The following is a 12,166-nucleotide window of genomic DNA, read 5'->3' on the forward strand; positions in this document are numbered from 1 at the left end:
ACTTCAGGTCTCCTCCGCGGCCTGCTCCACCAGCGGGATGATCCGCAGCGGAACGGGGTTCTCCATGACGATCGCCGTGGAGGCCCGGACGATGCCATCAAAACCGACGACCCGGTCGATCACACGCTGGAGATCGGCGTTCGAGCGGGCCACCAGCCGGCACAGCATGTCCCCGCTGCCGGTGGTGGTGTGCAGCTCCAGCACCTCGGGAACGGTCGCCAAGTGGGCCCGCACATCGGCGCCTTGGCCCTGCCGGATCTGGAGCGTCGCGAACGCCGTGACCGGGTAGCCGAGCGCCGCCGGGTCCACCTCCGGGCCGAAGCCGCGGATGACTCCGTTCGACTGAAGCCGGTCCAGCCGCGCCTGCACGGTGCCCCGGGCCACGCCCAGCCGCCGGGACATCTCCAGCACCCCGATGCGCGGCTCCCGGGCCAGCAGCAGGATGATCCGGCCGTCCAGATGATCGATCGCCACAGCAGCCTCCCGGCATGGTCATCCTGTACAGAAGGGCCGCCGATACGGCCGTAATGCTGACCAGATTGCCCAGCCAAAACGCAAACTATTGCGCACCTTGCCGGTCGGGGAGACCCTGCGGCTATGACGCAGACCACACACCACACTCCCGACACCGCCCGGCAGGCCGACCCCTTCCCGGTCAAGGGAATGGACGCGGTCGTCTTCGCCGTGGGCAACGCCAAGCAGGCGGCGCACTACTACTCCACCGCCTTCGGCATGAAGCTGGTCGCCTACTCCGGACCGGAGAACGGCAGCCGCGAGACCGCTGCCTACGTCCTGGAGAACGGCTCCGCCCGCTTCGTCCTCACCTCGGTCATCAAGCCGTCCAGCGACTGGGGCCACTTCCTCGCCCGGCACGTGGCCGAGCACGGCGACGGCGTCGTCGACCTCGCCATCGAGGTGCCGGACGCCCGCGCCGCCTATGCGTACGCACTGGAACACGGCGCCCGCTCGGTCGCCGAGCCGTACGAGCTGAAGGACGAGCACGGCACGGTCGTCCTGGCCGCCATCGCCACCTACGGCGAGACCCGCCACACCCTGGTCGAGCGCTCCGGCTACGACGGCCCGTACCTGCCCGGCTTCGTGGCGGCCCGGCCGATGGTCGAGCCGCCCGCGCAGCGCACCTTCCAGGCGATCGACCACTGCGTCGGCAACGTCGAGCTCGGCCGGATGAACGAGTGGGTCGGCTTCTACAACAAGGTGATGGGCTTCACGAACATGAAGGAGTTCGTGGGCGACGACATCGCCACCGAGTACAGCGCGCTGATGTCGAAGGTCGTCGCCGACGGCACGCTCAAGGTCAAGTTCCCGATCAACGAGCCGGCCATCGCCAAGAAGAAGTCCCAGATCGACGAGTACCTGGAGTTCTACGGCGGCGCGGGCGTCCAGCACATCGCGCTCAACACCAACGACATCGTCCAGACGGTCCGCACCATGCGCGCGGCCGGCGTGGAGTTCCTCAACACGCCCGACTCGTACTACGACACGCTGGGGGAGTGGGTCGGCGAGACCCGGGTCCCGATCGACACCCTGCGCGAGCTGAAGATCCTCGCCGACCGCGATGAGGACGGCTACCTGCTGCAGATCTTCACCAAGCCGGTCCAGGACCGCCCGACCGTCTTCTTCGAGATCATCGAACGCCACGGCTCGATGGGCTTCGGCAAGGGCAACTTCAAGGCCCTGTTCGAGGCGATCGAACGAGAGCAGGCCCGCCGCGGCAACCTCTGACCCCGACGGCCGCACCAGTCCGTGCGGGTGTCACGGGGCACCCGCACGGCCTCATTCCCCGGCAGTCTCCGGCAGCTCGTCGACCGGCGGCTCACCCAGCGCCTCCAGCGCAGCCCGGGCCGCGGGCACGTGCAGCGGCGAGAAGTGCGGGTTGATCCGCAGCGCCTCCGCGAGGCGCCGCCGGGCCGCGCCGTACCGTTCCAGCTCCCGTTCGATCATGCCGCGGTGGTACGCGTACACCGCGCTGCGCACCCCGCCCCCCTGCTCCCCCTCCGTCGCCCGCACCGCGAACCGGAGGGCCTCCTCGTGGCGCCCGGCCCGGTGCAGCGCCCAGCCCAGCGCGTCGGCGACCTCGGTCCCGGGCTGGCGGCGCCACTCCGCCCGCAACCGCCGTACCGCCTCCCGCGGATCGCCGTGGTCCGCCTCGAACTGACCCAGCACCAGCTCCTCGTCGGCCCCGCCCGCGGCGGCGCCCCGCACCCGCTCCCGCAGCAGGTCGTACTGCACCCGGGCCGCCTCCGGCATGCCCAGCGACTCGTACAACTCACCCAGCTCCAGGGCGTACCGGGGGCAGGGCTGCTTGGTGAGGGCCACCCGGTACGCGTTCAGCGCCTCCGTCGTGCGGCCCAGGGCCGCCAGCGCCCGGCCCTGCCCGGCCTGCGCCGCCCGCTGGTCCGGGTCGAGGCGCACCGCCTCCTGGAAGTGCCGCAGCGCGTCCTGAAGGTCCCCGCGTTCCCAGGCCAGCTGCCCGGCCCGCTCCAGATAGGCCGCCCGCTCGGCCGGTGCCCGCGCGCCCGACGCCGCGTCCGCCAGCGAGGCCGCCGCGTCCTCCCGCCAGCCCCGGTCCCGGTAGACGGCCGCGGCCCGCGCCAGCACGGCGGGCCCCGAGCGCAGCTCCGTCAGCCGGTCCAGCGTCCGCTTGGCCGCCGCGTGCTCGCCGAGCCCGGTGTAGGCGTCGATGAGCAGCGGGTACGTCGTCCACCGCCGGGGCTCCAGCTTCAGCGCCGCCTCGCCCCAGCGGCGCGCGGCGGGGAAGTCCCGGCGCGCGTTGGCCAGCGCGGCCAGCCCGGCCAGGGCCCGCGTGTTCCCCTTCGGCCGGACCTTCAGCGACGTACGCAACGCCTTCTCGGCACGCGGGTAGTACGCCGGGTCCGCCAGCCGCCGCCCCTGCTCCACGTAGGCCGCCCCGAGCACCGCCCAGGACCGCGCGTCCCGCGGATGCGCCCGCAGCCGCTTCTCCCGCTCGTCGATCAGCTCCGCCAGGTCGGGCAGCGCGGCCGGCACCCCGGCGTTGACCGCCGCCATGGCCAGCGCCCCCGGCGACGGCGGAGCGGGCTCGGCCGGGCGCTCCCACGGCAGCAGTACCAGCACCCCGCCGAGCACGGCACAGCCAGCGACGGAGGCGAGCACCACCCGCCGGGTGCGGAAGCGGCCCTCAGGGGGCTTCTGCTGGTTCTCCATGGCGCTCACTGTGCGTCAGTACGACGACCACACCCGGGCAGGTGAAGGGTGCCGCCGACGGGGTTCACACCGATGGCCCCGGGTGCGAACCTGTGATCATGAGCCGTATCGAAGCGCCCAGCGACGAAACGACCGGCAACCTTCTCGACCTGCTGCTCAGCGGCCTGCCCGCCGAGGCGGTCCTCACCGACCCCGACGTCACGGCCTCCTATGCCCACGACATGGCGAGCTTCTGCCCGGCCGGCGTCCCGGCCGTGGTCGTCCTGCCCCGCACGGTGGAGCAGGTCCAGCACGTGATGCGCACCGCCACCGCCCTGCGCGTCCCGGTCGTCCCGCAGGGCGCCCGCACCGGACTGTCCGGCGCCGCGAACGCCTCCGACGGCTGCATCGTGCTGTCCCTGACCAAGATGGACCGGATCCTGGAGATCAACCCGGTCGACCGCATCGCCGTCGTCGAGCCCGGCGTGATCAACGCCGCCCTCTCCCGGGCCGTCGGGGAACACGGCCTGTACTACCCGCCGGACCCCTCCAGCTGGGAGATGTGCACCATCGGCGGCAACATCGGCACGGCCTCGGGCGGCCTGTGCTGCGTGAAGTACGGCGTCACCGCCGAGTACGTCCTCGGACTGGACGTGGTGCTGGCCGACGGGCGGCTCATGTCCACCGGCCGCCGCACCGCCAAGGGCGTCGCCGGGTACGACCTGACCCGGCTGTTCGTCGGCTCCGAGGGCTCGCTCGGCATCGTCGTACGGGCCGTGCTCGGCCTGCGCCCCAAGCCGCCCGGGCAGCTCGTGCTGGCCGCCGAGTTCGCCTCCGGGGCCGCCGCCTGCGACGCCGTGTGCCGCATCATGGAGGGCGGCCACGTCCCGTCACTCCTCGAACTCATGGACCGTACGACGGTCAAGGCCGTCAACGACCTGGCACAGATGGGCCTCCCGGAGAGCACCGAGGCCCTGCTGCTCGCCGCCTTCGACACCACCGACCCGGCCGCCGACCTCGCCGCCGTCGGAGCGCTGTGCGAGGCCGCCGGTGCCACCCAGGTCGTCCCGGCCGACGACGCGGCCGAGTCCGAGCTGCTCCTCCAGGCGCGCCGGCTGTCGCTCACCGCGCTGGAGGCCGTCAAGGGCGTGACGATGATCGACGACGTGTGCGTGCCACGCTCCCGGCTCGCCGAGATGCTCGACGGGGTCGACCGGATCGCCGAGAAGTACCAGCTCACCATCGGGGTCGTCGCCCATGCGGGGGACGGCAACACCCACCCGACGGTGTGCTTCGACCCGGCCGACCCCGACGAGTCCCGGCGCGCCCGCGAGTCCTTCGACGAGATCATGGCCCTCGGCCTGGAACTCGGCGGCACCATCACCGGCGAGCACGGCGTCGGCGTGCTGAAGAAGGAGTGGCTGGCGCGCGAGATCGGCCCCGTCGGGATGGAGATGCAGCGGGCCGTCAAGCAGGCCTTCGACCCGCTGAACATCCTCAACCCGGGCAAGCTGTTCTGAAGTTCGCGTGTCCTCACCGGGCGAGCAGCTCGGCCAGCTCGTCGTCGAGACCGAGCTGCTCACCCTCCGTCCCCGGCGGGACCACCCGCAGCGTGCGCTCCAGCCACGCCGACACCGGGGCCGCAGGTGCCTCCAGCAGGGCGTCCCCGTCGGGTGAACTCAGCGCCACCAGCACCACGCTGCGCCCCTCCGCCTTCGTCGGCCACACCCGCACGTCCCCCCGCCCGCACGGCCGGAACACGCCCTCCACCAGCAGGTCCCGGGCGAACGTCCAGTGCACCGGGTGCGCGGAGTCGATGTGGAAGGTGACGTGGACGGCGTACGGATCGTCGGTGACGTACCCGAGCCGGGCCGGCACCGGGATCCGGCGCTCCGGCGACAGGACGAGTTTCAGCTCCAGTTCGCGTTCCACCACGGTGCGCATGGCGGTCTTCCCTTCTCTGCACGGCTGCCCGCGAGGGCCGGTCAGGAGGAGAGAGCGCGCGGGGGCGGCGGCATTACGCGCGTTGCCGGAAGTTTTTTCGCAGGGGGAGGCGCCGGGCCGCGCGATGCGTAGCACATCAGTGCTCGAAAGGGGTGGGTCCGGTGGGAGCGGCGGTGGGGGTTGCGCACGTCTGATAGATGTGGAGGCCCCCATTTGGCCCTCGAGCAGATACGGGACGACGGAGATGAGCGCCCCAACCCCGGCCCCCGGTGACGACAGGCCCCGCGAAGGTTATTACCCGGACCCGTCCATTCCTGGATATGTCCGGTACTGGAACGGTGCCTCCTGGGTACCGGGCACCAGCCGTCCCGCACCCAAGGACGGCGAGACGCTCGCGCCGCCGCCCGGTGCGGAACGGTCCGACGCCGCCGGCTCCGCCGCCGCTTCCGGCGCGGTCGAGGAAACCGGCCCGCACTTCTTCGACGAGGACCCGGCCGACGAGCCGTCCCCTGCCGACGCCCAGCACGGCAGCCGTCCCGAACCCGCGTCCGCCTGGGGCGCCGACCGCTCCCGCCAGTCCGGTTTCGGCGGCGACCAGGACCGCCGCGTCTCGTGGGGTGCACCGCAGGGCGCGCAGGGAGCAGCCCAGCAGGGAGCGGCTCAGCAGGGCGCGGACCCGAGGGTGCCGCACGCCGACCGGCAGCCGGCCGGGGAGTCCGCCCCACAGGGGGAGCCCCCGTCGCCCGCCGACCAGGAGGCGAACGCCGCGGCAGCCGGCAGCACGTTCGTCTTCCGCCGCCCGACGGGGAAGGCCGCAGGAGGCGCCTCCGCCGATGCCCCCGACGAGGGCACGATGACGTTCCGCGCGGTGTCGCCGCGTCAGGGCCCGGCGGGGTCCGGGATCGGTGCGCAGGGCGGGCCGGGCGGATCCGGCGGGAACCCGGCAGGGCCTGGATTCGGCCCGCCAGGGGCGGCCGCGGGCCCGGCCGGGTCCGGCTTCGGGGCCCAGGCCGGTCCGGGGGGCAGCCCGGCGGGACCCGCCTTCGGCGCGCAGAGCGGCGGGGCCGCCTCCGGCGACGCCTCCAACCGCCCCGGCTTCGGTGCCGGGAAGGCCGCCGCCGCCCGGGCCGCTCAGGCCGACCCCGGTGCCCAGGCCCCCGCGGCCGTCCCGACGGCACTGTCCGGGCCCCAGTCGGCGCCCACCGTCCCCCCGCAGTCCGCTGGGCCCCAGCCCGGCCCGGCCGCCTCCGCCACCCCCCTCAGCCCCGGCCCCGGGGGCGGTCAGTCCTCGTGGGCGCAGCAGGTGCACCGGTTGGCCGGAGCGGGCGGTGACGAGCAGCCCGTCGCGCCCTGGAAGCCGCCGACCGAGGACGTGTTCCAGGCCGCCGCCCGGCGCCAGGCGTCGGCCCGCCCCGCGGGGCTGGGCAAGCGGCTGGCCGCCCGGCTGCTGGACACGCTCGTCCTCGCCGGCGCCACCGCCGGGGCCGCCGTACCGCTCGGCATCAAGGCGGTCGACCACGTCAACGAGAAGATCGACGCGGCCAAGCTCTCCGGCGAGACCGTCACCGTCTGGCTGCTCGACGGCACCACGTCGGTGTACCTCGGCATCGTCGTGGCCGTCCTGCTGCTCGTCGGCGTCGTCTCGGAGGTGCTGCCGACCGCCAAGTGGGGCCGCACCCTCGGCAAGAAGCTGATGGGTCTCGAGGTGCGGGACATCGAGGGCCACGACGCCCCGGAGTTCGGCGCGGCCCTGCGCCGCTGGCTGGTCTACAGCGTGCCCGGACTCCTCGTCGTCGGGATCGTCGGCATCGCCTGGTGCCTCTTCGACAAGCCGTGGCGCCAGTGCTGGCACGACAAGGCAGCGCACACGTTCGTGGCCGGCTGAGCAGTACGGCTGCGTCCGCCACGGGACGGCGTCGTACCGCTGCGGCACCAGGTGAATCCGTACCTCGGACGGCCGCCTGCCGGATGCGGAGCCGGGGGGTTCGCGGTCGACTCGGGCCATGAGCAGTGAACCGCCCCCCGGCTCAGGTCAGCAGCCCCCGGAAGACGATCCGTTCAGGAAGCGGCCCCCGGGCGAGCAGCCCGGTGAGGGCGCGGGCTCGCCCTACGACCCGCGATACCCGGGCGGCGGCCCCGGCGGTGTCCCTCCCGGTGGCGGCCAGGGCGGCGGCTCCTACGGCGGTCCTCCCGGCGGTGGCCGAGGCGGCGGGCCCTACGACGGTCCTCCCGGCGGTGGCCAAGGCGGTGGCCCCTACGGCGGCGACTCCTACCCCACCGATCCCCTCGCCGGCATGCCCCCGCTCGCCGACAGCGGCAAGCGCACGCTCGCCCGCATCATCGACATCATCCTGGTGGGTGCCGTCGTCTGGCTGCTCACCTGGGGCTTCGGCGTCAACGAGTACGACGTGGACGGCGACCGCATCGAGGCCGGCAAGTCCTTCTGGCAGTCGGCGGTCGCCACCGTCCTCTACATCGCCTACGACACCTTCCTCACCGCGCGGAACGGCCAGACCCTCGGCAAGAAACTGCTGCACCTGCGTGTGGCCAACCTCGACAACGGCGCCACGCCCTCCGCGCAGAACGCGTTGATGCGCGCGGCGGTGCTGTGGATCCCGTGCTTCTTCTGCTGCTTCTGCGTCTGGCTCGTGATCTCGGGTGGCTGGAGCCTCTTCGACCGGCCCTACAAGCAGGGCCTGCACGACAAGGCGGCCAAAACGGTCGTGGTCAGCACCAATTGAGGCACCTCACCGATCGAGGCGCAGACGGGTCAGCCAGCGGTCAGGAGATCGCCCGCTCCCGCACCGGCTCCGGGGCCGGCGCGGCGACCGAGGCCCGTACGGGTTCCTCGGGCGCGGGCTGTTCCACCGCGGCCGGGCGCTTCCCGGGCAGCGGCACCGTCATGGCGACCAGCAGCCCGAGGGCGAGCGCCGCGGCGGCGATGATCGCGATCCCCACGCCCGAACTCGTCTGTGACAGCAGCAGCATGGCGAGGGTCGAGAGGATCACGGTGCAGGAACCGTAGGCGAGCTGTGCGGCAGTCGGACGGGGCATGGCCATCATGTCCTCGAAGTGGGGGTCCACGGGGGTGTCGGCCTGGCATTCCGCCAGCTTCCGGGCGTTCCGCCAATCGACTCTAATCGGCAGGGTGCCCGAGTGGAACGAACGGTAAGCGTGACCTAATCAACAGGCCCGGAGCACAGGGGGCGCACGGAGTCATGGCGTCCAGGTAGTGGACATATGCGCGCGCCCACCGGACGGTGGCACGTGCCTGCCGGACGTCGGCAGATGTCTGTCGGGCGCCGGATCGGTTGTCCGTAAAACGAACGTCGACTCCGCATAGTGCACTTGACCTGTCCAAGTCAAGGTCTGTCTTTTCTTCTAAACCTCTAGTCAAATGTCGTCACTTGACTACACGCGTTGATCACGCGCGCGCGGACCTTCCACGACCAGGACCCCTTCCTTCCGCGCGCTCGAACGCGGGGGAGGAACTCAAGTGACCAGTAGACCCTGGACATTCAGAGCGGCCGCCATCGGCGTGGCGCTCGCGGCGGCCACGGCCACCGTCTCCGTATACGGCGTGGCCCAGGCCGACGACACCTCCGCTCCCAGGCCCACCACCGTGGACCGGCACGACCCGGCGGACCGCCACCACGACGAGCACGACCTCGAAGGCCCGCTGAGCAAGACCCAGGAGGCCCAGCGGCAGGAGGCCCTGAAGCAGGTCATATCCGGCAAGTCCACGGTGAAGAAGCGTGACGGCTCGAACGTCGTCCAGCTCAAGAGCAAGAAGGGCGACAGCAAGTACGTCGAGCTCGGCCGCGAGAAGACCGACAAGATCTTCACCATCCTGGTCGAGTTCGGCGACAAGACCAGCGAGTTCGGCGGCACGCCCGGCCCGCTGCACAACCAGATAGCCAAGCCGGACCGCAAGAAGGACAACTCCACCGCCTGGCGGGCGGACTACGACCAGAAGTACTTCGAGAACCTCTACTTCGGCACCGGCAAGAACACCGAGTCGGTGAAGAAGTACTACGAGAAGCAGTCCTCCGGCCGCTACTCGGTCGAGGGCGAGGTCTCCGACTGGGTCAAGGTCCCCTACAACGAGGCCCGTTACGGCAACAACGCCTGCGGCAGCACCAACTGCCCGAGCGTGTGGAACGTCGTCAGCGACGGTCTGAACGCGTGGGTCTCCCAGCAGAAGGCGGCTGGGAAGACCGACGCCGAGATCAAGGCGGACGTCAAGCAGTACGACCAGTGGGACCGCTACGACTTCGACGGCGACGGCGACTTCAACGAGTCCGACGGCTACATCGACCACTTCCAGGTCGTGCACGCCGGTGAGGACGAGTCCGCGGGTGGCGGCGCCCAGGGCACGGACGCGATCTGGGCCCACCGCTGGTACGCCTTCGGCACCGACGCCGGCGCGACCGGCCCCGAGGACAACAAGCTCGGCGGCGCCAAGATCGGCGACACCGGCATCTGGGTCGGCGACTACACCGTCCAGCCGGAGAACGGCGGACTCGGCGTCTACGCCCACGAGTACGGCCACGACCTCGGTCTGCCGGACCACTACGACACCTCCGGCGGCGGTGAGAACTCCACCGGCTTCTGGACCCTGATGTCCTCCGGCTCCTGGCTGGGCACCGGCAAGAACGAGATCGGCGACCTGCCCGGCGACATGACCGCCTGGGACAAGCTCCAGCTGGGCTGGCTCAAGTACGACACCGCGAAGGCCGCGACGAACTCGTGGCACAAGCTGGGCGTCGCCGAGTACAACACGAAGCACAAGCAGGCCCTCGTGGTCGAGCTGCCCAAGAAGAAGGTCACCACCGAGATCGTGGCGCCCGCGCAGGGCGCGAAGCAGTGGTGGAGCGGCAGCGGCGACAACCTCAAGAACACGCTGGCCCGTTCGGTCGACCTCACCGGCAAGAAGTCGGCGGCCCTGACGCTCGACGGCTGGTACGACATCGAGGCCAACTACGACTACCTCTACACCGAGGTGTCGACCGACGGCGGCGCCAACTGGACCCCGGTCGACGGCACGGTGGACGGCCAGCCGCTCCCGCGTGACGGCAGCGACAAGCCGGCCCTGACCGGCACGTCCGGCGCGTACAAGAAGCTGGCGTTCCCGCTGGACGCCTACGCGGGCAAGAAGATCGACCTGCGCTTCCGCTACCAGACCGACGGCGGCGTGGCCCAGAAGGGCTTCACGGCCGACCGCATCACGGTGACCGCCGACGGCGCCGCGGTCTTCTCCGACGACGCCGAGTCCGCGGACGCGGCCTGGAAGGCCACCGGCTTCTCCCGCATGGGCGCGTCCTTCACCAAGGACTACGCGCAGTACTACCTTGCGGAGAACCGCCAGTACGTGTCGTACGACAAGACCCTCAAGGTCGGCCCGTACAACTTCGGCTTCTCCAAGACCCGTCCGGACTGGGTGGAGCACTACCCGTACCAGAACGGCCTGTTGATCTGGAAGTGGGACACCTCCCAGGCCGACAACAACACCAGCGTCCACCCGGGTACGGGTCTGCTGCTGCCGGTCGACTCGCACCCGAAGGCGCTGAAGTGGACCGACGGCACGCTGATGCGCAACCGCATCCAGGCCTACGACTCGCCGTTCAGCCTGTACCGCACGGACGGCATCGAGCTGCACAACGCGGACGTCGCGACGCGCATCCCGTCGTCGAAGGGGGTGTCGGTCTTCAACGACCGGGTGAACACCTACTACGACGAGACGAACAAGACCGCCGGCGTCAAGATCACTGACACCAACACCAAGATCAAGATCATCAAGGAGGCCAAGGACGGCTCGACGATCGAGCTCGAAGTAGGCCCCGCGGCGAAGTAAAACGCGTTTTCGCAGGTCAGAGCATGATCGGCGGCGACCCCCTGGCGGGTCGCCGCCGATCCGTGTTTAGGTGCGTCCTGTGGTTCTCTTATTGACACCGACCGACGCACCGACCGACACGGGGGTATGACCGCATGGCCGCAGGAGGCTTCTGCAAGCTGCCGAACGGCACCGTGGTGGTGGCGCTGAACCTGCCCAGCCCCGCCACCGACGGCCCCGGCTCCGTCCGCGTACTCGTCCACGCGGCGAACCGCGCCCGAGCCCTGACCAGGCTCCGCAACCTCGGCCTGCGCGCGGTCTACCTGCGCGGCAACGCCGCCCCGCCGTCCCCCGACGAGATCACGGCGGTCCTGCACCACCCCGACGGCCTGATATGGCGCACGGCACCTGACAACGGTGTCGTGGCCGGTCCGGACCTCGCCTTCGAACTGTGGCGGCCGATCAGGGCCCTCCTGCGACGCCCGACGGCCCAGACCTGACCCCTGGGGCGTGTCCGCAAAGTCCCGCCGGCCCCGCGACGCCCGGCACGCCCTCGGGCGTCACCGGGTCACTGGACGACCGGCTTGCCCGACAGCTCCACGCCGGCCTCGCGCAGCTCCTCCAGGGCCCGCTCGGTGGTCTCCTGGGCCACGCCCGCCGTGAGGTCGAGGAGGACGTGGGTGCGGAAGCCCTCCTTCGCGGCGTCCAGGGCCGTGGCGCGTACGCAGTGGTCCGTGGCGATGCCGACCACGTCGACCTCGGTGACCTCGCGGGAGCGGAGCCAGTCGGCCAGGGGTGTGCCGTTCTCGTCCGTGCCCTCGAAGCCGCTGTACGCCGCCGCGTACGCGCCCTTGTCGAACACGGCGTCGATGGATCCGGACGCGACGGCGGGGGCGAAGTTCGGGTGGAAGCCGACGCCCTCCGTGCCGGCGACGCAGTGCGCGGGCCAGGAGCGGACGAAGTCGGGGTTGGTGGAGAAGTGGCCGCCTGGGGCGATGTGGTGGTCACGGGTGGCCACGACGTGCTGGTAGCCGGACCCGGCCGCCTGGCCGATCAGCTCGGTGACGGCGGCAGCCACGTCGGCACCGCCGGCCACCGCGAGGCTGCCCCCCTCGCAGAAGTCGTTCTGCACGTCTACGACGATCAAGGCGCGGCGCATGGTCGGTGTCCTTCGGCTATGAGGTCGGCAAGCCCGGCCGGTGCACT

11 protein-coding genes are annotated in these 12,166 nt (G+C 71.4%); 6 read left to right on the plus strand and 5 right to left on the minus strand.

Annotated features, from left to right (window positions below; translation table 11 throughout):
- Positions 1 to 3: 3 nt before the first annotated feature.
- A complete protein-coding gene (locus MQE23_RS27465; protein ID WP_020277695.1) occupies positions 4 to 474 on the minus strand; it encodes an Lrp/AsnC family transcriptional regulator in 471 nt (156 codons plus the stop codon).
- A gap of 123 nt (positions 475 to 597) precedes the next feature.
- On the opposite strand from MQE23_RS27465, the gene hppD reads away from it, so the two are divergent.
- Positions 598 to 1,743, plus strand: a complete 1,146-nt coding sequence (gene hppD / locus MQE23_RS27470) for a 4-hydroxyphenylpyruvate dioxygenase (RefSeq protein ID WP_020277694.1) — start codon at positions 598 to 600, stop codon at positions 1,741 to 1,743.
- A gap of 51 nt (positions 1,744 to 1,794) precedes the next feature.
- On the opposite strand, the gene MQE23_RS27475 is transcribed toward hppD, so the two are convergent.
- A complete protein-coding gene (locus MQE23_RS27475; protein WP_243380545.1) occupies positions 1,795 to 3,204 on the minus strand; it encodes a tetratricopeptide repeat protein in 1,410 nt (469 codons plus the stop codon).
- Positions 3,205 to 3,296: 92 nt separating this feature from the next.
- Between MQE23_RS27475 and MQE23_RS27480 the strand changes: the two genes are divergently transcribed.
- On the plus strand, positions 3,297 to 4,703 hold the full coding sequence (locus MQE23_RS27480; protein WP_020277691.1) for an FAD-linked oxidase C-terminal domain-containing protein: 1,407 nt from the start codon (positions 3,297 to 3,299) through the stop codon (positions 4,701 to 4,703).
- Positions 4,704 to 4,716: 13 nt separating this feature from the next.
- On the opposite strand, the gene MQE23_RS27485 is transcribed toward MQE23_RS27480, so the two are convergent.
- A complete protein-coding gene (locus tag MQE23_RS27485) occupies positions 4,717 to 5,127 on the minus strand; it encodes an SsgA family sporulation/cell division regulator (protein ID WP_020277690.1) in 411 nt (136 codons plus the stop codon).
- Between the two features lie 244 nt (positions 5,128 to 5,371).
- On the opposite strand from MQE23_RS27485, the gene MQE23_RS27490 reads away from it, so the two are divergent.
- Complete coding sequence (locus tag MQE23_RS27490) at positions 5,372 to 7,012, plus strand: RDD family protein (protein ID WP_243380546.1); 1,641 nt, start codon at positions 5,372 to 5,374, stop codon at positions 7,010 to 7,012.
- 118 nt (positions 7,013 to 7,130) lie between these two features.
- Positions 7,131 to 7,868 carry an RDD family protein gene (locus MQE23_RS27495; protein ID WP_243380547.1) on the plus strand — a complete coding sequence of 246 codons (738 nt, stop codon included), beginning with the start codon at positions 7,131 to 7,133 and terminating at the stop codon, positions 7,866 to 7,868.
- Between the two features lie 40 nt (positions 7,869 to 7,908).
- Here the strand turns inward: MQE23_RS27495 and MQE23_RS27500 are convergent, their stop codons facing one another.
- Complete coding sequence (locus tag MQE23_RS27500) at positions 7,909 to 8,181, minus strand: hypothetical protein (protein WP_243380548.1); 273 nt, start codon at positions 8,179 to 8,181, stop codon at positions 7,909 to 7,911.
- A 442-nt stretch (positions 8,182 to 8,623) separates the two neighbouring features.
- Here MQE23_RS27500 and MQE23_RS27505 point away from each other — a divergent pair, with 442 nt between their 5' ends.
- Both MQE23_RS27505 and MQE23_RS27510 read left to right on the plus strand, forming a co-directional pair.
- Positions 8,624 to 10,981 (plus strand): immune inhibitor A domain-containing protein, encoded by a 2,358-nt coding sequence (locus MQE23_RS27505; protein WP_243380549.1) that lies wholly within the window; start codon positions 8,624 to 8,626, stop codon positions 10,979 to 10,981.
- Between the two features lie 134 nt (positions 10,982 to 11,115).
- Positions 11,116 to 11,460 carry a hypothetical protein gene (locus MQE23_RS27510; RefSeq protein WP_020270281.1) on the plus strand — a complete coding sequence of 115 codons (345 nt, stop codon included), beginning with the start codon at positions 11,116 to 11,118 and terminating at the stop codon, positions 11,458 to 11,460.
- Between the two features lie 68 nt (positions 11,461 to 11,528).
- Here MQE23_RS27510 and MQE23_RS27515 read toward each other — a convergent pair whose 3' ends face one another.
- Positions 11,529 to 12,119: an isochorismatase family protein gene (locus tag MQE23_RS27515; RefSeq protein ID WP_020270282.1), complete on the minus strand. Its 591-nt coding sequence runs from the start codon at positions 12,117 to 12,119 to the stop codon at positions 11,529 to 11,531.
- Between the last annotated feature and the right edge of the window lie 47 nt (positions 12,120 to 12,166).

Origin of the sequence: Streptomyces sp. HP-A2021 (assembly GCF_022807935.1) — a bacterium.
Lineage (GTDB): Bacteria > Actinomycetota > Actinomycetes > Streptomycetales > Streptomycetaceae > Streptomyces > Streptomyces afghaniensis.